Here is a 20,656-nt window from a genome sequence, read left to right on the forward strand (position 1 = left end):
GGATCCCTGCCCAACCACCCTCGCGCACCCCCGGCCCGCCCGCGCGACGAAGAACGCCGCGCTGCCGGGCCGGGCGTGAGCAGGGCCGGAACCGAGCCTGATCGGTCCCGGATCAGTCCCGGATCAGTCCCGGATCAGGGCCGCGTCACGGCTGGAGGCGGCCGGCGAAGCGGCGGGCGAAGCCGTCCCCGGTGTCGGCCGTGACGGTGTAGTCGTAGCGGCCGGCAGCCGTCGCGGTGAGCAGGGCCGTCACGAGCAGGGGCACCATCACCACAGATGGGAGACCCGAACATCACGGTGACCACCAGCCAGAACCCGACTGGCATGCTTCGACGTCCTCCGGCTGATGCTGACAATCGGAGCACCTAGGCACTTCGCAAAGGGGATCCATGTGCAGCCAGTTCACTGACCCTCTCAGAAGCTCCCGTGGTGCCCAGTGCTGCCGCTGTCGCCGTGGTGGTGCCCAGTGCTGCCGCTGTCGCCGTGGTGGTGCCCAGTGCTGCCGCTGTCCCCGTGGTGGTGTGTCGAGTTGTGACCAGTCTGCTGCGAAGAGCCGTCGTTCGACGAGCTGTGCTGCTGCGGATACTGCGGTGAGCTAGAGGGCTTCGTCCTCTTCGACTTGATCTTCCGGCCAGGCCTCTGTGCTGATGGCTTGGTCGTCGGCTGCGGTGGGCTAGAGGCCTCCGACTTCTTCGACTTGATCTTCCGGCTGGTCTTCCGGACCGTTGGCTCCGCAGCTGACCGCCGAGAGGCCGTCGATTTGCGACGTGCAGGAGTCTCGGGCTTACGCCATACGGGCTTGCCTGTGGATTTGGACCGGCCGCGCACCTTCACGAGCGTCAACACGCCCACGAAGCCGAACGCCGCCCATGCCGCTCCGGTCATCGTGTCTCCAGGTCTGCCAGGGGTTTGATGTCAGGCACCCAGCGCAGTAGCTCCCTTCCATGATGCCCAACTCCACAAGTGCCAAAAGGGCCCCCGGTGATCGTTGACAGATCGCCAGACAGCCATCCAGGCCCGAGGCGTCGAAACTTCGCTTTACTTACTCAAGGGCGGCCCCGCCGCCCCGGCCGGGCATGCGGCCTTCGGCCGGTTCCGACCGTGTCGGCGGAACCACCCCCGCGCACAAGCCCACCAGAGCACGATCGCGCCCAACGACCCCTAGATGAGCGTCTCCCACAAGGCCAACCATGCCAAGTGGGGCAAGAGCATCGGGACCGGGTCGGGGACCGTGCTTACGATCACCGTCCCCACTGGCGGGGTCGTAGCGGGACAGACGCTCATCGTCAGGTCGGCCACCGGCTACATGTCCAACGGGCACACGATCACGGATACCCGGGGCAACGCCTACACCAGCCTCCGCAGCGCCGCAGGCGGGACCGCCCGGGCGAGCTCCACGCAGCCACGCTCACCACCGCATTGCAGGCCGGTGACGTGATCACCGTGACCACCTCGACAGCCGCCGCGAATCGAGCCGCTGCCGTCGACCAGTCCGGGGCCTGGTCGCGCAGAACCCCGGTCGCCTCGCGTCGGATGTCGCTCATGCTGCTGACCGGCTGACTGACCGCCAGCACACTGCCCGGCGCGAGCATCCCCGCCAGCCGCCCCACCCACCACGCCGCATCCGCCTGCACCCGGAACCGCCACGGCAGCGAGACCGCCAGCACACCCAACGGCTCCGACAGGTCCAGCACCCGACACACCCCCCGATCGGCGAACACCGCCCCCAGGTCCAGCGGGTCAACCACCCGCACCGCGACCCCGTCCCCCTCCGCCCGCAGCGCCCGGGCCGCAACCATCGCGTGGAGGTCGTCGTCCACGAACGCGACCCGCCCGCCCGGGTGCACCGCCCGCACGATCGCCGCCACATCCAGCGGGTTCCGACCCGGCCACAGCCCACCCCCGCTCCGGGCCCCGGCGCCCGACACCCACGGAGCCCGTAACCCGCAGCCCAGGTCGAGCACCTGCGACAGCCCGTGCACCCGCGCCATCTCCTGCGCCGCGTCCTGCCGGAACGCCAACGCCGCCCGCGCAGCCGCACCCGCGCCCGGAGCCACCTCCTCCAACTCCCGAGCGAACGTGCGGTGCAGCTCACAGTTGTCCCGCCCGCCCGCCAACGCGTTCACCACCCCGCCCAACGAGAAGTCCAGCATCCTCGCGACGAAGGACGAGGAGTCCTCACCAGGGTCCATCCGGGGATCGCCCACGAAGTCGAAATCCACTGCACACCACCGATCCGTCAAGCATAGGCCGACCAGCCGCAACAGCACGCCGGCGAAGAGAAAGAGGGGGAGAAGAGAGGGGACCCCGGCCCGGCCGCCACGAAGGGGAGGCCGCACGGGGGGCCGAGGTCCCCCGGGAACCCGCCCCGGGACGGCGCAGGGAGAAAGACACCGTCCGGAACGGGAGATCAACAACCGGGCACAGCCCGGATCACGAAGGCCGACGCCCGATCAAAGCCGGCTCGGCCACAGGAGGCACGTACCGAAGACCCTCACGCGGCAGCTTCCGCGCCAGGACCTCACGCACCCCGCGAGCGGGAGCGAACGCCGTAGCGATCTTTGCTGCCCGCAACCACAACTCCACCTCACGCGAGGACGGCTCACTGCTCACAGCCACTCACCCGGCACCGCGTTCACGTAGGAGCGCTGAATGTACTGGTAGTTGGCATGACCCGTGTCCCGCATGTGCTCCGCGATCCACTGGTTCGCCCTCGCCTCGGTGTCCCAGTCACCCGACAGCGCACCGCACTCCGGGGCATCGTCGTCAGCGGGATCCGAATGGGTCACGCACACCGCCCCCCACAACGGCGACGCCGTCGGATCGGGGTGCAGGTCGTACCGACGAAACCGAAACGTCCTCGTCAGCCCCATCCCGGACACCCCACTAATAACCGGCTCAAGATCCAATACCTCTCGCTACTCGGAGCCCACCAGGGCGAGTGACTACCTACTCGTGCGCGGCACGCAGATGACGCCGCATCAGCACTCGTACATCCGCAGCCCCCGACGCATCTCCGACGATTCCCGCCAAGGTCGCCGCCATGCCGGCACACACCTCACACCCGCGCACCGCCACCGGAGCCGGCAGCGGGAACCCGTAGTCGAACGAGTCCGAGAACCACGGAGGCCGATACGAGTCCCTGCGGCTCGGCACCCGCACCCCACTCACAGCCCTCCCCAAGAACGCCTGTTGGCCTCCGCCACCCGAGCACTCAGCACGGTCGCCGGGTCGGGCGGCTCCAGGTCTTCCGGCGTGGCTTTCCACTCGACGCCGCCGCCCAGCGGGCGCAGGTAGACGCTCCCGAACAGCAGATCCATCACGATGCCGACAAGCTTCAGCTTCTTGTCGTACGCCAGGGCTCCCACGGCCCATGCAATTTCAGCCGAGCGCACTTGCTTCGGCCCTGCGGGATGACTTGCTCGTAACTGGGACATGGCGGAGGTACCTCCGAGCACGCTACTTGATTTGATCGACTGGGCTAAAGGCCCTGGTGGCGGCCCATTTTGGACACAAGGATGCCAGGTGGCCGCACGTCAAGATCACTGCCTGTAGCCCGTCGGGCTACCTGTGGTAAGCATGCTCCCGTACTCTCGCCATGTGCAAGTTCCCCTGGCGAGCAATTGCTCGCCAGGGGAACTTGGTTGAGATCCAGAGAGGGGGTGGCAGACTGTGCATCAACGCAACCCACCAGGGAGACTGAGCCATGGACAGCCCGACTGTGCTCCGGCGTAGGATCGGCACGGAGTTGGGCAAGTTGCGCGCGTCACGCTCGATGCAGGCCAAGGAAGTTGCTCAGGCGCTTGGCTGGTCTGCGTCCAAGCTGAGCCGGATCGAGAGCGGCAACGTCACGCTTCAAGACAAGGACGCCAGGCGGCTGCTCGCCCACTACGGTGTCGACGACCCAGAGCAGGTGAAGCAGTTCATCAGCCTGACGCGGCAAAGCCGCCAGCAGGGCTGGTGGCACGCCTATGGTGATGCTCTGCCTGAATGGTTTCGTGCATACATCGGACTTGAGGCGGATGCGAAGAAAATCGTCACTGTCCAATGTGAACTAGTGCCGGGTCTTCTGCAGACCGAGCAGTACGCCCGCGCAGTTATCCGAGCCATGAATCCCATGGAAACGTCGGAGGAGATCGAGCGTCGCGTCGATCTTCGCATGGAGCGTCAGCAGATTCTTGACCGCACTGATCCACCTCAGCTGTGGGTAATCATCGGCGAAGCTGTCATAAGGCGACCGATTGGCAGCGCCAAAATCATGGGCGACCAGCTGGAGCATCTGGCAGACATGGCGGACAGGCATCCGAATATTACGGTCCAGGTGCTTCCGTTTTCTGCTGGTGCCCACGTCGCTATGGGCTCATCATTCTCGCTTCTCTCCTTCAGTGACATCCCTGGGAGCGTTGCCTACTCCGAGGCCATCACGAGCAGCATCTACACTGATCGGCCGACCGAGATCGCGCGTCATGAGGAAATCATTCAGCGTCTCATGGCGTCGTCAGTGCAACCGGAGAGATCCATCTCATGGTTGAGGGAAGTAAAAGAGGAGTTCAAATGAAGTCCGGAAATCCAGTCCTCAAGTGGCGCAAGAGCACCTACAGCAATGGTCAGGGCGACTGTGTTGAGGTAGCTGACGACTGTGCAGGCATTGTTCCTGTTCGTGACAGCAAAGACCCCGAGGGTCCGTCCCTCGTTTTCGCCTCCGCTGCCTTCGCTTCCTTCGTTGCTGCCATCAAGGCCGGAGAGTTCCCAGTGAGTTGATTCCCACCGGGAAACAGGGAGCCTCCTTATTCGTTCCGCAGGCAGGGACGGAGGAGGCTCTTTTGTGTTTGCGCAGATTCTCGAATGCGCAACTCCTCGCCTATTGACGCCTATCGCTGAATCGGTCCCACCGTGTTTAAGTGCGATTGCCTCCGGCGGGGGCGCTTCGGCACCGGGGGCGGGCGGCTGTGCCCGCGCGTGACCGTCTGGTGATGGCAGACGGGACGGCAGCCGGGGCGTGTTGTGGTACCTGCGGAGCCTGAGGCCGGCTGCGGGTCGTAGTGGTAGAAGACTCATACCAAACTACATTCGGCAAAGCATTGCAGCGGATTGTCGTCGAAGTTGTCGGGCTGCTGGTAGACCTTCCAGGAGATCCCGGCGGCCTGCAGTCGCTCGGGGTAGGTCGTCCAGCCGTAGCCCTTCTCGCTGTTGTCGGTGACCGGCCCGCCGGCCCGGCCGTTGGGGTCGATCATCCCGGACCACAGGTAGAGCCGGTTGGGGTTGGTCGGCGCCATGGTGGCCGCCCAGGCTTCCTTGGTATGTCCATGTCGCCTTGTAGGAAGGCGACCTTGCGCGACGGCCTTGTCGGGCCCACGGCCACAGGCGCAGGATGGCGCCATCGGACCGGTGGTCCACGGGGGTGGGAGCAGGATGCATTCGCAGACAGGCGTCGAGGACGACCGCGAACTGGTGAGCGCCGACCCCTGTCCCGGCCTGCGCGGACCGGTGATCGGGTACCAGGGTTTCCGCTACGGCCGGATGCCGCCGATCCAGCGGCTGCTGATGCCTTCGCCGATCGTGCGGGTGATGTTCGGGTTCGGTGCTCCGGTCCTGACCATGGACACGGTGGCGCGGGCGTCGGCCTCCGTGCTCTCACTGGCGTCGCCGCTGAAACTGACGGCCACCGTCGGCCACCACACCGGCCGGGTCCACGGACTCGTCGTGCAGATGACACCGATCGGGGCGTACCGGATCTTCGGCGTGCCGATGTCCGAGTGGAACGAGCCGTTCCTGGACCCGGTCCACCTCTTCGACCGCTCCCTGGCCGGGCTGCCGGAACGGCTGGCCGAATGTCCGAGCTGGGCCGGGCGCTTCGCCCTGCTCGACCGGCTGCTCACGGCCAGGCTGGTCGAAGCGCCCCGCTGCTCGCCGGAGGTGGCCTACGCCTGGCGCCAGCTGCGGGCCACACGGGGGCGGATGCCCGTGCGTGAGCTGGCCGCCGCCACCGGTTGGAGCAGGCGGCACCTGGAGCGGAAGTTCCGGGAACAGGTCGGCCGGCCGCCGAAGGCCGCCGCGCAGATCCTGCGGCTCTGGACGGCCCTGCAACTCCAGGAGCTGGGACTGCCGTTGGCCAGGGTCGCGGCGGACGCCGGGTTCCACGACCAGGCGCACTTCAACCATGTCTTCCGGGCCATGGTCGGCTCGCCGCCCACCCGCAGCCGGGTGGAGCGGGTGTTCTGGGACGGCGCGGCCGACCGCTGACGGAACCCCGACGGCCCCACCGCGGGCGGGTGGAGCCGGAGCGGCGGGGGTCAGCGACGGGGCAGGAGGAGGCGGGAGAGGACGGCGGTGGCGAGGAGGAGTGCGCCCACGGCCAGGAGGCCGAAGCGCATCCCCGAGAGGGAGAAGCCGCCGCCGGAGCCGGTGAGCAGGCTGCCGAAGAGCGCGACGGCGAGTGCACCGCCGGTCTGCCGGATGGAGTTGAGCAGCCCCGACGCGGTCCCGGCGCGTTCCCCGGGGACGGCGTCCATCAGCAGCGCGGTCAGCGCCGGCACCGCGAGCGCCCCGCCGATGCTCAACGGCAGCAGCAGGACCAGCACCAGCCACACCGGGGTGTGCGCCGCCAGCGGCAGCATGGCCAGCATCGCTGCCGCGAAGACCAGCTGCCCGGCGACGATCACCGGCCGCCGTCCTATCCGCTCCGCCAGCCGGGGCGAGACCAGGTTGGTCGCCGTCACCACCGCCGACATCGGGACGAACATCAGCCCGGCCGTGATCCCCGACATTCCGCGCAGCTGCTGGTAGTACAGCCCGAGGATGAAGATTCCGCCGTAGAAGGCGGCGTTGACGGCGAAGCCGACCGCCAGCGGGACCGAGACCTCACGGTTCGTCAGCAGGCCGAGCGGGACCATGGGTTGGCGGTGCCTGGCCTCGATCGTACGGAAGGCGCAGCCGGAGCCGATGGCGACTGCGGCGGCGGCCAGCACGGGACCGCTGGTCCAGCCCAGGTGGCCGCCCTCGATCACCGCGAAGGCCAGGCCGGCCAGGGCGAGTACCGCGGTGAGCTGGCCCCCGCCGTCCAGTGCGGCGGGACGGCGCGGGGATCGCGGCACCCGGACCAGCAGGCCCAGGATCACCGCGCCCACCGGGAGGTTGAGCAGGAAGACCGCCCGCCAGCTGACCTCCTGGGTGAGCAGCCCGCCCAGCACCGGGCCCGCGGCCATCGCCACCGAGCCGCCGACGGTCCACAGCGCGATGGCGCGGGCGCGGGCCCGGGCGTCGTCGTAGGCCTGCCGGATCAGCGACAGCGAGGCCGGCATCACGACCGCGGCGGCCCCGCCCTGCACCACGCGGGTGGCGACCAGGACGCCGATGCCGGGCGCGAGCGCGCAGCCGAGGGAGGCGAGGGTGAACAGGGCGACACCCCAGGCGTAGGCGCGGCGGGCGCCGGCACGGTCGGCGAGGGCGCCGGCGGAGAGCATCAGGGCCGCGAACATCAGGGTGTACGCGTCCACCACCCACTGCAGCCCGGCCATCCCGCCGCTGAGGGAGCCCTGGATCGCCGGCAGTGCGATGTTCACGGCCGAGACGTCGATGGTGATCACCGTGAACCCGAGCAGCGAGGCGACCAGCGCGACGCCGCTCCGCCGCCGGGGCACGGCTGGTCGGGCCCGATCCGGCGGGCGTCGCTGGACCGGCGGCGCCGAGCCCTCGGGGGCGTACCCGGGAGCGGCGACGGTGGACCGGGGCTGGCTGCTCGACATGGCGAATCCCTTGGGAGGAGGAGTGCGGTTGACGGTCGGTCAGAGATGGACGGGCGGGCGGCGACAGTTCGCCCGGGCTGCGGTCCGGTGTCCTGCACCCCCTGGGCCACGGCGATCGCGCCGCCCGCTCCGGATCAACTATGCGTCCGCACCGGGACCGTCCGGCAGACCGCGCTGTGCCGGTGGTGCGGCGTTCCAGGCCCTGGCACACCCCCCCAACGCTCCGCGGCCGCCTGCGACAATGGCGGGATGGCAGCAGCAGCGGACACGCGGGGCACTGAGCTCGGCAGGTATCTGAAGGCCCGCAGGGCGCAGGTGCGCCCGGAGGAGGCCGGCCTCCCGGCCGGTGCGGGCGTACGCCGCACTCCCGGGCTGCGCCGGGAGGAGTTGGCCGTGCTGGCCGGGGTGAGCGTCGACTATTACATCCGGCTGGAGCGCGGCCGGGAGACCAACCCCTCGCCGGCCGTGGTGGACGCCCTCGGCCGCGCCCTGCGGCTGCGCGGTGATGCCTACGAACGCCTGCACGAGCTCGCGGAGCTGGCCTCGGGCCGGTTCTCCGAGCTGTCGGCCTGCTCGGACCACACCGTCCGCGACTCGGTCCTGCGGATGCTGGAGTCGGTGCGCCCACTGCCCGCCTATGTGGTGAGCCGCTACAACCGGGTCCTGGCCGCGAACCCACCCGGCCGCCGACTGCTGCCCGGACTCTGGGACTGGCCGGAGGACCAGCGCAATCTGACCCGCTATCTCTTCCTCCACCCGCTCGGCCGGACGCTCTACGAGCCGTGGGCGGAGACGGTCGCGCTCTCGGTGGCGCATCTGCGCAAGGTGGCCGGCGCCGACCCGGACGACCCCGAGCTGACCGTGCTCGTCGGCGAACTGGTGCTGAAGTCACCGGAGTTCGCACGCCTCTGGGAGCGGTACGACGTCTGCGAGCGCGGCGGCGGGCAGAAGTCCTTCCAGCATCCGAAGGTCGGACCGATGACCCTGACCTACGAGGTCATGCAGCTGGCCCGGACGGGCGGCCAGCGGATGGTGGTCTACCAGGCAGCCCCCGGCACCCCGGACGAGGAGGCCATGCTCCGCCTGGAGTCCGTGGACGCCCACCCGCAGCCGACGCCGGTCGGCCACCCGGAACCGGCCGCCGGACCCGCACCCGCCGCCGCCCCGGCCCGGACCCACGCCCCCGTCGGCTGACCCCGTGCTGTCGCCGCTCCGCTACCCGCCGAGGCTGTCGCGGCGGCACTGCTCGCCCAGCAGTGCTCCACCGAAGAACACGAACCCCACGGCCACCATCCAGGTCACGACGGTGAGTACGGTGCCCACCGAGCCGTAGGTCGCGGCGGTGGACACCACCATGGAGGTGAACACCAGCTTGGAGAATCCGAGCAGGCCGATCATCCCGAGGGTGGTGAGGACGGCGCCGGGCAGGAGCGCACGCCAGGACACCCTTCTGCCGAGGAGAACCCACGGCCCCCACCAGAACAGCAGGGTCCAGAGCAGCGCGCGGACGACCCCCGTCCACGGCGCCGGGATGTGCGAGATGAAGGTCTCCGCGTAGAACACGCCGGTCAGAGCCGCGAGCCACAGCACCTGTTGCCACAGGCGATGCAGCATCCGCGGTGGCAGGTCCCAGATCTTCTCGTAGCCGGTCTGCACGCTGGAGGCGAAGGTCTGGCCGAACACGCACACGATCGCCAGGCCGAGCGCGTCGGTGCTGCTCAGCACCCGGAGCGACGGTGCGAACAGACGTTTCACGGTGCGTTCCGACTGTCCGGACAGACCCATGGCGCTGGAGACCCACTGTCCGAAGCCGCCGTACTCCACCGGAGAGACCGCAGCGATGACGATCAGCAGGGGCATCAGGGCCACGAAGCCGAGCGCGGCGAAGCCCAGCGCCCGGTGCATCAACTCGACCCGGGAGGAGCGTCGGTACAGCCGAACAAGGCGGGCACCGGCCGGACTCTCGACCCAGGCGCTCGCTTGTCGGGCCCTCATACCTGCTTGCCCTCCGGGACGACAGTGATGCCGCGATCGTACGCACGCCGGGCGCACAGGACCCGGTGGCGCGCGAGGGAGCTCGTGGAGTGTCGCGGCGCGGCCCACCCGTTCAGGTCAGGTCGGCCGCTGCGGCGCGCGCAGGCGCGTGAAGGTGCGCGAAGGTGCGTGCGGGCGCGTGAACCGAACCGGCCGGGCGGGGCGTGGCTCAGCCGGCGACCCGCAGGTAGTGCGCCCAGTAGCCCTGCAGCTCGCCGTAGCCGGAGGCGAGCCGGCGAAACTCCGGCTCGTCGACCGGGTGCCCGTACGTTCGGGAGGCGGCGCGGGCCAGCTCGCGGTCGTAACCGATGTGCTCCATCCGGCCGAGCCCACGGATCAGCAGGAAGGAGGCCGACCAGGGGCCGATGCCGGGCAGGTCGAGGATGCGTTCGCGGACCGCGCCGTGGTCGCCGCCGCGAAGGAAGCCCTCGTCCAGGTCCAGCCAGCGGCGGATCGATCCGTGGAGGAAGCCGGCCTTGCGCCGGTTGCCGATCAGGGCGGTCAGCTCGTCCTCGTCCAGGGCCGCCAACTGCTCGGCCTCCGGGAACGCCCACAGCACCCGGCCGTCCAGTTCCATCCGGTTGCCCACGGCCTCCACCAGCGACTGCTTCATGGCCCTGGCCACCGGCATCGGGACGCGCTGGCACAGGATCGCCCAGCACAGCAGCTCGAACGGCGAAGGGAACTTGACCTGGTGGTAGCCGTACAGCCGCTCGGCCACCCGCTGGAACGCCGGATCGCGCCGCGCGGCGGCGTACAGCGGCGACAGGTCGTCGTCCAGACCGAGATAGAAGCTCAGCCGGTCGGCGGCGGCGTCGGCGGTCGGCCCGTCGATCGGGACGTCCGCCGTCAGCTCGCAGTCCAGACCGGCGCCTCCGGCTGCGGCGGTGAGCCGTGCGGCCAGTGTGGTGGAGTTGCCGCGCAGGGCGAGCGTCAGCGCCGCACCCGAATGGCCCTGCTGCCCGGTCATCGCCGGAAAGGAACCGATGAAGGCGAGCGAGGCGCCGAAGTCGAAGGGGGCCCGCGCCGGGAGGTGCAGGCTGACGGCGGACCGGTGCCGAGTGGTGGCGGTGCTGCTCATGGGTCTGTCCTCCGGAGATCTCGATGCTTGTCCGGGACCACCGTCCCGCTGAAACCTGACATCGCCCGTCAGGTTTTATGCTGGGTTCCCATGAAGGCTGACCGGCTGCTCTCGATCATGCTGCTGCTGCAGACCCGGGGCCGGGTGACGGCCGTGGAACTGGCCGAGCGGCTGGAGGTCTCGGTCCGCACCGTCTACCGGGACGTCGAGGCGCTCTCCACGGCCGGCGTGCCGGTATGGACCGAACGCGGACGCAACGGCGGCATCCGGCTGCTGGTCGGCTACCGCACCGACGTGACCGGGCTGACCCACGACGAGGCACGGGCGCTGTTCGTGCTCACCGCCGACGGGACGCATGATGCGCTCGGCCTCGGCAACGCCATCGACTCCGCGCTGCGCAAGGTCATGGCGGCACTCCCGGCGCCCTACCGGGCGGACGCGGAACGCACCAGTGAACGCATCCTGGTCGACCCCGCCCGCTGGCGCGCGGCCCCGGCCGCGCCCACGGGCGTCGAGCCGGCCGAGCTCCAGCAGGCCGTCTTCACCGACCGCCGGCTGGAACTGGTGTACCGGCACAGCGGCAGTACCGAGCCGCGTGGCTACACCGTGGACCCTTACGGCCTGGTCAGCAAGGCCGGGGTCTGGTATCTGGTGGCCGACCGGGACGGCGGGCCGCAGCTGTTCCGGGCGGACCGGGTGCGGTCCGCGACGACCACCTCCGAACCGGTCCGCCGCCGCCCGGGCCAGGGCCTGGCCGAGGTCTGGTCCGAGCTGCGCGAACAGGTCGAGCGCAGCTCGGACGCGGTGCTGGTCCGCTGCCTGGTCCGGTGCACCCGGCTGGACATGTTCCTGCGGATCCAGTCGGCCAACCTGCTCGGCGCCCCCGAGCAGCCGACCCCCGGCGCCGACTGGACCGTGCTTCACCTGGGCTTTCCCGCCCTACCCGCCGTCCGCGCGCTGCTGGTCCACGGCACCGACGTCGAGGTCCTCGATCCGCCCGAGGCCCGGGCCGAGCTCGCCGCCGCAGCCGCCGGGGTGGCTGCCCTCTACGGCGGCTGAACCGTCTACGGCCGCTGAACCGTCTACGGCCGCTGAACCGTCTACGGCCGCTGAACCGTCTACGGCGGGTGAACCCTCGGCGGCCGCTGAACCCTCTGTGGCCGCTGAACGCCGGCGGACAGGAGGCGGGGTCGCCCGAAGCCCTGATCAGGTCCTGGCGATAGTCCTGCCGGGCATCGGCTCGGCGAGTGCCGCCCGCCATTCCGGCGCGCCGAAGGCGTCCGCGAAGTACTGGGTCTCGTGGACGAGCTGCCCGTGCGCGAATTCCATGGTGCTCACGGTGAAGGTCGGCACTCCGTCGTAGGTGATGACGCACTCGCTCACCCACAGGTCCCCGCCGCCGATGATCCGGCGGACGGTGAAATGCCGGCTGGCAGGGTGCCCGCCACGCTGCGCCGAGATCGTCTCGCGGCCCCGGAACCGTTCGCCCGACTGCGGGTAGTCGAGGATTGCGTCCGCCGCGTAGATGGCGTGCTCGGCCTCGATGTCACCGCGTTCCGAGGCCTGCCAGTGCTCCTCGATCGCGGTCCTGATCCGGATGTCGGGATCCATCGCGTCGTCCCTTCTGCAGGCGGCCGGAGGTTCGAGTGCCCCGCCCTCCATGTCGTCCCGCGCACACCGGCGCTCCGCGCTGCGCGATCTCCTGCATTTTCGCACCGGCCGGGCGGTCGTGGGCAGAACTTCAGCGGCGCCGCTGACTCGGAGTACGCGTGTCGGTCCGCCCTGATGTGTAGTTTCTGATGTGCTACCGACAGCATCCGCCGATCGGGAAGGGGCACGCCGCGATGACCGAGGAGACAGCGGGGGGACGCGCTGCTGACCGGGTGAGCCGCCGTCAGTTGCTCGGACGGGGAGGGGCTGTGGCAGTCGGCACGGTCGCGGCGACGGGTCTGCTCAGTGCGCTGGGCTCCCCGGTCACCGAGGCCGCGACGACGTCCGCAGCCGGCGCGGGTGCGGGTGCACGGACAGGGACAGGCGCCGCAACGGCTGCCGCCCCGGGGGCCGAGCCACAGCCCGTCGCGTTCGGGCCGTTCTCCATCAGGCCGGGGGACGTCCGCTACGAGAGCATGTTGAGCGGCGACAACTTCCGGTTCGTCGGTGCGCCGGACGAGGTGCGCGTGGTCTCCTCGGCGGAGGAGGTGGTGCGCGCGGTGCAGGACGCCGTGCGTGCCGGGCATTGGGTCGCGCCGCGCAGCGGAGGCCACTGCTTCGAGAACTTCACCGCCGATCCCGGCATCAGGATGCTGCTGGATCTCTCGCCGATGAACGCGGTCGGGTTCGACCCGCAGATGCGTGCGTTCCTGGTCGAGCCGGGCGCGCGGCTCGGCGAGGTGTACACGGCGCTGTTCAAGGGCTGGGGTGTGACGATCCCGGCCGGCGGCTGCCCGGATGTCGGCGCCGGAGGGCACTTCGCCGGCGGCGGGTACGGGCCGCTCTCGCGCAGGTACGGCTCGGTCGTCGACCACCTCTACGGCGTGGAGGTCGTGGTCGTGGACTCCGACGGCTCGGTCCGCGTCGTGCGTGCCACCCGTGAGGCCGACGACCCCAACCGCGAGCTGTGGTGGGCGCACACCGGTGGCGGCGGTGGCAACTTCGGCGTCGTGACCAAGTACTGGCTGCGCGACCCGGGAGCCACCGGCGACGAGCCGCCGGAGAAGATGCTGCCCCCGGCCCCGGGGAACATGTACTTCCAACTCGCCGGCTGGGACTGGGCCGATCCGAAGATGTCGCCCGAGGCGCTGATCAAGTTGCTCCGGAACTTCGGTACCTGGCACGAGAACAACAGCGCCCCCGGTGCGCCCGGTACCGGCCTGTACGCCATCCTCATCGCCACCTGCCCGGCGCAGGGCGGCTCGCTCGAAGTGGTCATCCAGGCCGACGCGGCCTGGCCCGACGTCGAGCGACTGAGCCAGGAACTGGTCGATGCGGTGAACGCGGGGACCGGGCTCACCGTCCAGGCCCCGGCGGGCGTGCTGCCCTGGCTCCACATGGTGACCTGGCCGGGCGACGGTGAGGGCGGTGACAAGTTCACCCGCAGGCAGAAGCTGAAGGCCGGGTATCTGCGCAAGGGCTACACGGACGCCCAACTCGCCGCTCTTGCCACCGCGTTGCAGGATCCGGCCGGGACCTCGGCGGACGGATTCCTGCTCATCGGCTACGGCGGCCAGGTACAGGCGGTGGCGTCGGACGCGACCGCCACCGCTCAGCGCGACGTGGTCATGAAGGCGGTGTTCACCACCGCATGGCTCTACGAGTCCGACGACGCGAGCCAGATCTCCTGGGTGCGCCGGGCCTACCGAGCCGTGTACGGCGCCACCGGCGGAGTCCCGGTCCCGGACGAGACCAGCAACGGCTCGTACATCAACTACCCGGACGTCGACCTCGCCGACCCGGCGTGGAACACCTCGGGTGTGCCCTGGTCCACGCTCTACTATCTCGACAACTACCCGAGACTGCAGGCCGTCAAGGCCCGGTGGGACCCGCGCGGGGTCTTCCACCACGCGATGTCGATCGAGGCGAGCACCGGCCACTGACGCCCGGCGCGAGACCGACGGCGGGCAGGCGCCACGTGGCACTGATCGGAGGGGAGTCGGTGGTGGCGGAGGAGCAGACCTCAGCAGTGCCCTTGGTGTATCTGCTGGTGGGACTGACCGGTTCGGGCAAGACCACCTACGCCGAGCGGCTTTTGGTGCCCGCAGGGGTGGTCCGGCTGGCGGTGGACGAGGTGGTCTTCGCGCGGCACGGCCGCTACGGCGTGGACTACCCCGAGCACGCCTACTTCGAGAAGGAGGCCCCCGCCGTCGCCGAGCTTCACCGGCAGCTCGCCGCATTGGTGGCAGCCGGCCGGGACGTGGTGTGGGACCACGGCCCGTGGCCGCGCAAGGACCGCGACGCGATGAAGGAACTGGTCGAGGCGGCCGGCGGCCGCTGGCGGCTGCTCTACTTCCCGCTGGGGCGGCAGGAGTTGCTGCGGCGGCTGGAGGAGCGCAACCGTCGCGGGGACGCGAACGCACTTCCGGTCACGCCGGAGGCGTTGGACGACTTCTTTGCCCGCTTCGAACCGCCTCGGGGCGAGGGCGAGGAGATCGTGGCACCGGACTCCTTCTGACGGTCCAGGGAGACGCTGGAGCAGCTCCCGACCGCCGGTACTGACTCGGCGTCAATCATTCTCCCGGTCCTGGGAATGCCGAATCGTCCTTGCTCGGATGTCGACGGCTGTGGGGCGCCCAGCACGATTGGTCCATGCCATTCCTGCTATTGGTCCAGACCTATTGACGGGCCTGGCCACCCCTCTTACGCTCCGGACCAGTACACCCCCACAAGTCCCCACCTCACCCAGAGCCGGGCGTTACGCCCCCACGCGTCGGTTGAGTCCAACGCGCTCGGCGGGAAGGGAGCACAGCATGTTCCGTCGGAGGTCACGTACGTTACGTCTTTCGGGTGGATTCCGCCCTCGTCCGGATGCCGGCCGCCCCGAAGGCGACCAGGCCGGGAGCGAGCCGCTCCGTGCCGTTCGTCCGCAGCGGGCGATCGTGGAACGCGCATCGCAGGTGAACCGCACCGGCCGCGCCACGCACGGGCAGACCGCCCTGAGGCGCTCCCTTGCCGGGGTGAGTGCCGCCGCCGTCATCAGTACCGGGCTCGTCATGGCCGGCACGGTCACGGCCGGGGCTGCCACCACCAACCTGGTGGCCAATCCCGGATTCGAAAGCGGACTCGCCGACTGGACCTGCTCCAGCGGCACCGCCACGACCGTCAGCAGCCCGGTCCACTCCGGCGTCTCCGCGCTCGAAGCCACGCCGACCGGCCAGGACGACGCCCAGTGCACCCAGACCATCAGCGTGCAGCCCAACTCCCAGTACACGCTGAGCGCTTACGTCGAGGGCAGCTACGTCTACCTGGGCGCCACCGGCACCGGCCTCACCGCTGCTGCCCCCTCCACCTGGACGGCGAGCAGCCCGTCGTACAGCCAGCTCAACGTCGGCTTCAGCACCGGGTCGGCCACCACCTCGGTGACCATCTACCTGCACGGCTGGTACGGGCAGCCCGCGTACTACGCGGACGATGTGTCGCTCACCGGCCCCGCCGGCAGCAGCCCCCCGCCGACCACGGCCCCGCCGACGACGGCCCCGCCCACTACGGCCCCGCCCACCACCGCTCCACCGACTACGGCCCCGCCGACCACCGCTCCACCGACCACGGCCCCGCCCACGACCGCCCCGCCCACGACCGCCCCGCCCACCACCACGCCGCCGGGCGGCGCCACCTGCCCCACCAAGCCCAAGCCGGCGGGCAAGGTCCTGCAGGGCTACTGGGAGAACTGGGACAACTCCAGCGTCCACCCCGGCATGGGCTGGATCCCCATCGAGGACGGTCGGATCGCCGCGAACGGCTACAACGTCATCAACGCCGCCTTCCCAGTGATCCTCTCGGACGGCACCGTCGAATGGCAGAACGGCATGGACACCGGCGTCCAGGTGCCGACCCCCGCCGAGATGTGCCAGGCCAAGGCGGCCGGGGAGACGATCCTGATGTCGCTCGGCGGTGCCAACGCAGGCATCGACCTGAGCTCCAGCGCCGTCGCCGACAAGGTCGTGGCGACCCTCGTCCCCATCCTCAAGGAGTACAACTTCGACGGAATCGACATCGACCTGGAGACCGGCCTGACCGACAGCGGCAACATCAACACGCTGTCCACCTCCCAGGCCAACCTGGAGACCATCATCGACGGCGTGATGTCCCAGATGCCCGCGGGCTTCGGCCTGACGTTCGCTCCCGAAACCGCCTACGTCACCGGCGGAAGCATCACCTACGGGTCGATCTGGGGCTCCTACCTGCCGATCATCAAGAAGTACGCCGACAACGGGCAAATGTGGTGGCTGAACATGCAGTACTACAACGGCAGCATGTACGGCTGCTCCGGCGACTCCTACGAGGCGGGCACCGTCCAGGGCTTCACCGCGCAGACCACCTGCCTGAACAACGGCCTGGTCGTCCAGGGCACCACGATCACGGTGCCCTACGACAAGCAGGTTCCCGGCCTGCCGGCCCAACCCGGCGCGGGCGGTGGCTACATGACACCGAGCCTGGTCAGCCAGTCGTGGAACGCCTTCGGTGGTTCGCTCAAGGGGCTCATGACCTGGTCGATCAACTGGGACGGCTCACTGGGCTGGACCTTCGGCGACAACGTCAAGTCCCTCCAGGGCCGTTGATGCCTCGCTGATGTTCCGCTGACGTCCCGCGCCCCGGTGCACAACCACCCCCGTGGGCGACCCGAGCCCGAACCGGCCTCGGATCGCCCACGGGGGCTGCACACGAGGGCTGCGCATGCTGTGCCTGGCGAGGGCCCTACTCGGGACCCGGAACCTCGGCGGCTGCTTCGAGCAGGTTGTCCGGCTCGTTGTCAGTCGGTGTGCTTGATGCCGGTGGCCAGCCACTGGTCGCGGGCCGCGACGGGTGTGGCGTTGATCGCGGCGAGCGCCTGTGCGCACACGTTCTTGAGGGTCTCGTCCGGTGCGCCGTTGTCCTTCAGCGCGTCGATCATCGCGTCCCAGGTCACCGGGTCCAGCTCGCACGCCTCGGTGCGCTCTGCCTCGTCCATGCATCCTCCTGACCACTCACGGCGGTGCGTACCAGGCTCGCTCACACGATCTCGACCGGCAACCGGTCCCGGGTGCGGCGGACGGTACAGGTGGCATCACCGCGAGCATCCTGCTCGGCCGGATGGCCGAGCCCCGCGAGGTCGCCGGGGCGGCCGCCTGGCTGCTCAGCGACCGGGCCTCGATGGTGACCGGCGCGATCGTGCCGGTGGACGGCGGCGCCGGAGCCCGAGAGGGGACCCCCGGGGAGCCGTCGCCGAAGCCCCGTCACCACACCGTCCGCAACCCTGCTCAACCGAGGAGCAGGGCGACTTGGCGACGCGGTTGGCCGTCCAGTCGAGGTTGTCCCCGCGCGCATCCTCAGCTGCCGCTGATCCGCTCGACCAACGGCGTCCTGTCGACCACGCTGCGGGTCACGTTCACCTGCGGCGTGCTCCCCGGGGTCGGGAACGTCGACCTCTGCAACCGCTGGACCGACGGCCCTGCTCGCAGAGTGCGACCGGCTCCCATGATAGTTCCGATAGAGATAGTATCTATTGCGATACCATCCTGATGGATACTATCTGAGTATTATCACTGGAGGCTGCTTATGCATCGGTTCATCGGCCGAGGCCGGGAGCTGCGAGTCCTGACGGGCGCGCTCGATGATGTACGCAGTGCTGTGGGCAGCGCCGCTCAGCCCGGACAGTGCCTGCTCATGCGCGGGCGGCGGCGGGTCGGGAAGTCCACCCTGGTCGAGGAGTTCCTGCGACAGGCAGAAGTCCCCCATCTGTTCTTCACCGCCGGGGGCGGCCCCGCCGCCGACGAACTGGCGGAACTGGGGGAGGCGGTCGCCACTTCCACCCTGCCGGACAAGTCCCTCTTCGCAGAGGAGGCACCGGATCAGTGGAACGCGGCCTTCCGGCTTCTGGCGGAAATCCTGCCGGACGACTCGCCCAGTGTGGTGGTCATCGATGAGGTGCCTTACCTCATGGAACGCATCGACGCCTTCGAGGGCATGCTCCAGCGGGCCTGGGACCGCCTGCTCAGTCGAAAGCCCGTCCTGCTGCTACTGGTCGGCTCGGACCTGTCCATGATGAAGGCGCTCAACAGCTACGACCGGCCGTTCCACCAGCGCGGACGGGAGATCGTCGTGGGACCGCTCAACCCGGCGGACCTCAGTGAGATGCTCGAACTGGAGCCGGCTGACGCTTTCGACGCCGCCCTCATCACCGGCGGCCTCCCGCTGATCTGCCGGGAGTGGCCGCCCGGGGCCACGATGTGGGAATTCCTCGGTACGGCGTTGGACAACCCGATCTCCGCTCTTCTGGTCTCCGCCGAGCGCTCGCTCGCTGCCGAGTTCCCCCCACAGGCCATGGGCGGGGAGGTACTGCGGGCCATCGGAACCGGCGAGCGGACCTTCACCAACATCGCCCGAGCGGCGGGCGGCATCGCCCACTCCACGCTCACCCGAGCGGCAGACCTTCTGATCGACAAGCATGTGGTGGCGGCCGAACTCCCGGTCTCGCTCCATCCCTCGAAGGAGCGCCGCTACCGGGTCGCGGACCCCTACCTCCGCTTCTGGCTGGCGTTCCTCGATCCGCACATGGCTGAGATCGAGCGCATGCGCGGCGACCTCACCTTGGCCCGGATCAGGGAACGATGGACGAGCTGGCGCGGACGCGCCATCGAGCCCCTGATCCGTGAAGCCCTCGCTCGTGTACTGCCGGACGGTGTGATGCCAGCCGCTCCTGTCGTCGGCGGCTACTGGACCCGGAGCAACGACGTCGAGATCGATCTCGTGGGCGCCGACCGCGAGCCCGTGGCCAAACAGCTGTTGTTCCTGGGCTCGATCAAATGGCTGGAGACGTCCCCCTTCGACGCACATGACCTGGCATCCCTGCACAAGCACCGCGCCGCCCTCACCGACGAGCCGATCCCGCTCGTCGCTGTGTCCCGAAGCGGCGTCAGCTGCTCCGGACTCCGGGCAACCTACGGACCCGAGGATCTCCTCAGCGCCTGGCGCCCCCGACGTGCATGACGCTGCGGAGGACGGGGCCGAACGCGAGGAGGGGACGTCGGTGGCGACCTGCTGGCCACGGCGAGGCATCGAGTCCGTGCCCGTCCCCTCCGAACTTCATCGGAGCCTCCGCCGTCGGACCTTCGCGCCCTCAAAGCGGCTCGATGTCGGAGTGGTCTCAGGCGTTCTTGCCGTTCTGGGTGAGGGTGTCGAGGAGGCGTTTGATCGGGCTCCCGAGGCCCCAGCGTTCGGAGAGCTCTTCGAGGGTGATGGGGTCGTGGGGTTCGTCGGGGAGGGCGGGGTCGAAGGCGGGGAGGGGGACGTCGGTGGCGACGCTGACGACCTTGGGGGCGACGGCGAGGTAGTCGGTGCCTTCGACGATGCGCTTGCGCTGGGCGGGGGTGAGCTTGGAGTCGGGGTCGATGGCGGCAGCCTGGATGTCGGCGAGGGTGCCGTACTGGGCGATGAGCTTGGCGGCGGTCTTCTCGCCGATGCCGACGACGCCCGGCAGGCCGTCGCTGGGGTCGCCGCGCAGCACGGCGAAGTCGACGTACTGGGCACCGGTGACCCCGTACTTCTCCACCAGGACGGCGTCGTCGGTGAGTTGGAGCGTGCCGACGCCCTTGACCGGGTAGAGCACCCGCGCCTTCCGGGCGTCGTCGACCAGCTGGAAGAGGTCCCGGTCGCCGGTGACGATGTCGACCGGGCCGGTCGCGCGGGTGGCGAGGGTGCCGATGACGTCGTCGGCCTCGTAGTCGGCGACGCCGACGCGGGCGATGCCGAGGGCGTCCAGGACCGCTTCGATCACCGGGACCTGCGGGGCGAGGGTGTCCGGGACCTCCTCCGCGCCGTCCGCCGCCACGTTGCCGTCGGCGGCGGTGGCGACCCGGTGGGTCTTGTACGTGGGGATCAGGTCCACCCGCCACTGCGGGCGCCAGTCGGCGTCCCAGCAGGCCACCAGCTGGTCGGGGGAGTGGTCGTGGACCAGACGGGTGATGAACTCCAGCAGTCCGCGGACGGCGTTCACCGGCCGGCCGTCCGGGGAGCGCAGCGAGTCGGGCACGCCGAAGTACGCGCGGTAGTACAGGCTGGCGGAGTCCAGCAGCATCAGCCGGGGGGCGGGAGCGGTCATAGGATT

The 20,656-nt window shown here is 69.7% G+C and carries 19 protein-coding genes and 2 pseudogenes; 10 read left to right on the top strand and 11 right to left on the bottom strand.

What is annotated here, in order from left to right:
* Window positions 1-145 precede the first annotated feature (145 nt).
* The 4 genes from BS75_RS48775 to BS75_RS35500 form a co-directional block, all read right to left on the bottom strand.
* Window positions 146-268, bottom strand: coding sequence for a phospholipase domain-containing protein (locus BS75_RS48775; RefSeq protein ID WP_156164323.1), 123 nt, complete (start codon window positions 266-268; stop codon window positions 146-148).
* Window positions 269-1,325: 1,057 nt separating this feature from the next.
* A complete protein-coding gene (locus tag BS75_RS35490) occupies window positions 1,326-2,192 on the bottom strand; it encodes an SAM-dependent methyltransferase (RefSeq protein ID WP_197091992.1) in 867 nt (288 codons plus the stop codon).
* A gap of 417 nt (window positions 2,193-2,609) precedes the next feature.
* A complete protein-coding gene (locus tag BS75_RS35495) occupies window positions 2,610-2,873 on the bottom strand; it encodes a DUF7848 domain-containing protein (RefSeq protein ID WP_034094449.1) in 264 nt (87 codons plus the stop codon).
* A gap of 294 nt (window positions 2,874-3,167) precedes the next feature.
* Window positions 3,168-3,368: a hypothetical protein gene (locus tag BS75_RS35500; RefSeq protein WP_231607989.1), complete on the bottom strand. Its 201-nt coding sequence runs from the start codon at window positions 3,366-3,368 to the stop codon at window positions 3,168-3,170.
* A gap of 338 nt (window positions 3,369-3,706) precedes the next feature.
* Between BS75_RS35500 and BS75_RS35505 the strand changes: the two genes are divergently transcribed.
* Complete coding sequence (locus BS75_RS35505; RefSeq protein WP_034091141.1) at window positions 3,707-4,558, top strand: helix-turn-helix domain-containing protein; 852 nt, start codon at window positions 3,707-3,709, stop codon at window positions 4,556-4,558.
* Entirely contained in the window at window positions 4,555-4,761 is a 207-nt protein-coding gene (locus BS75_RS47280) for a DUF397 domain-containing protein (protein ID WP_081982966.1), read from the top strand. The genes BS75_RS35505 and BS75_RS47280 overlap by 4 nt, the downstream gene beginning before the upstream one ends.
* Before the next feature lie 326 nt (window positions 4,762-5,087).
* Here the strand turns inward: BS75_RS47280 and BS75_RS48785 are convergent.
* Window positions 5,088-5,381, bottom strand: a pseudogene (locus BS75_RS48785) (alkaline phosphatase family protein); the annotation flags it as partial.
* Window positions 5,382-5,412: 31 nt separating this feature from the next.
* On the opposite strand from BS75_RS48785, the gene BS75_RS35515 reads away from it, so the two are divergent.
* On the top strand, window positions 5,413-6,243 hold the full coding sequence (locus tag BS75_RS35515; RefSeq protein ID WP_042437139.1) for an AraC family transcriptional regulator: 831 nt from the start codon (window positions 5,413-5,415) through the stop codon (window positions 6,241-6,243).
* A gap of 50 nt (window positions 6,244-6,293) precedes the next feature.
* Here BS75_RS35515 and BS75_RS35520 read toward each other — a convergent pair whose 3' ends face one another.
* Entirely contained in the window at window positions 6,294-7,745 is a 1,452-nt protein-coding gene (locus BS75_RS35520; RefSeq protein ID WP_081982968.1) for an MFS transporter, read from the bottom strand.
* A 249-nt stretch (window positions 7,746-7,994) separates the two neighbouring features.
* Between BS75_RS35520 and BS75_RS35525 the strand changes: the two genes are divergently transcribed.
* Complete coding sequence (locus BS75_RS35525) at window positions 7,995-8,939, top strand: helix-turn-helix domain-containing protein (protein ID WP_042437141.1); 945 nt, start codon at window positions 7,995-7,997, stop codon at window positions 8,937-8,939.
* Window positions 8,940-8,960: 21 nt separating this feature from the next.
* On the opposite strand, the gene BS75_RS35530 is transcribed toward BS75_RS35525, so the two are convergent.
* Together BS75_RS35530 and BS75_RS35535 are read right to left on the bottom strand one after the other, a co-directional pair.
* Window positions 8,961-9,740 (bottom strand): YhjD/YihY/BrkB family envelope integrity protein, encoded by a 780-nt coding sequence (locus tag BS75_RS35530; protein WP_042437142.1) that lies wholly within the window; start codon window positions 9,738-9,740, stop codon window positions 8,961-8,963.
* A 208-nt stretch (window positions 9,741-9,948) separates the two neighbouring features.
* Window positions 9,949-10,860 carry a DNA-3-methyladenine glycosylase family protein gene (locus BS75_RS35535; RefSeq protein ID WP_034091144.1) on the bottom strand — a complete coding sequence of 304 codons (912 nt, stop codon included), beginning with the start codon at window positions 10,858-10,860 and terminating at the stop codon, window positions 9,949-9,951.
* Between the two features lie 90 nt (window positions 10,861-10,950).
* On the opposite strand from BS75_RS35535, the gene BS75_RS35540 reads away from it, so the two are divergent.
* Window positions 10,951-11,919, top strand: coding sequence for a helix-turn-helix transcriptional regulator (locus tag BS75_RS35540; RefSeq protein WP_034091145.1), 969 nt, complete (start codon window positions 10,951-10,953; stop codon window positions 11,917-11,919).
* 147 nt (window positions 11,920-12,066) lie between these two features.
* On the opposite strand, the gene BS75_RS35545 is transcribed toward BS75_RS35540, so the two are convergent.
* Window positions 12,067-12,471 carry a nuclear transport factor 2 family protein gene (locus BS75_RS35545; RefSeq protein ID WP_034091146.1) on the bottom strand — a complete coding sequence of 135 codons (405 nt, stop codon included), beginning with the start codon at window positions 12,469-12,471 and terminating at the stop codon, window positions 12,067-12,069.
* Window positions 12,472-12,779: 308 nt separating this feature from the next.
* Here BS75_RS35545 and BS75_RS35550 point away from each other — a divergent pair, with 308 nt between their 5' ends.
* The 3 genes from BS75_RS35550 to BS75_RS52445 all read left to right on the top strand — a co-directional run bounded on the left by BS75_RS35550 (window position 12,780) and on the right by BS75_RS52445 (window position 17,132).
* Window positions 12,780-14,453, top strand: coding sequence for an FAD-binding oxidoreductase (locus BS75_RS35550; RefSeq protein ID WP_052070127.1), 1,674 nt, complete (start codon window positions 12,780-12,782; stop codon window positions 14,451-14,453).
* 35 nt (window positions 14,454-14,488) lie between these two features.
* Window positions 14,489-15,028: an AAA family ATPase gene (locus tag BS75_RS35555; protein WP_231607990.1), complete on the top strand. Its 540-nt coding sequence runs from the start codon at window positions 14,489-14,491 to the stop codon at window positions 15,026-15,028.
* Window positions 15,029-15,452: 424 nt separating this feature from the next.
* The gene (locus tag BS75_RS52445; RefSeq protein ID WP_034091147.1) at window positions 15,453-17,132 is read left to right on the top strand and encodes a carbohydrate binding domain-containing protein; all 1,680 of its coding nucleotides are present in this window, start codon (window positions 15,453-15,455) and stop codon (window positions 17,130-17,132) included.
* A gap of 191 nt (window positions 17,133-17,323) precedes the next feature.
* On the opposite strand, the gene BS75_RS48790 is transcribed toward BS75_RS52445, so the two are convergent.
* On the bottom strand, window positions 17,324-17,521 hold the full coding sequence (locus BS75_RS48790; RefSeq protein ID WP_034091148.1) for a hypothetical protein: 198 nt from the start codon (window positions 17,519-17,521) through the stop codon (window positions 17,324-17,326).
* 95 nt (window positions 17,522-17,616) lie between these two features.
* On the opposite strand from BS75_RS48790, the pseudogene BS75_RS47285 reads away from it, so the two are divergent.
* Window positions 17,617-17,748: pseudogene (locus BS75_RS47285) on the top strand (SDR family oxidoreductase); the annotation flags it as partial.
* Window positions 17,749-18,108: 360 nt separating this feature from the next.
* Complete coding sequence (locus tag BS75_RS35570; RefSeq protein ID WP_034091149.1) at window positions 18,109-19,539, top strand: ATP-binding protein; 1,431 nt, start codon at window positions 18,109-18,111, stop codon at window positions 19,537-19,539.
* Between the two features lie 157 nt (window positions 19,540-19,696).
* On the opposite strand, the gene BS75_RS35575 is transcribed toward BS75_RS35570, so the two are convergent.
* A complete protein-coding gene (locus tag BS75_RS35575; RefSeq protein WP_034091150.1) occupies window positions 19,697-20,650 on the bottom strand; it encodes a 5'-3' exonuclease in 954 nt (317 codons plus the stop codon).
* Window positions 20,651-20,656 lie beyond the last annotated feature (6 nt).

Origin of the sequence: Streptacidiphilus albus JL83, assembly GCF_000744705.1 — a bacterium.
In the GTDB taxonomy this organism is placed as follows: Bacteria; Actinomycetota; Actinomycetes; order Streptomycetales; family Streptomycetaceae; genus Streptacidiphilus; species Streptacidiphilus albus.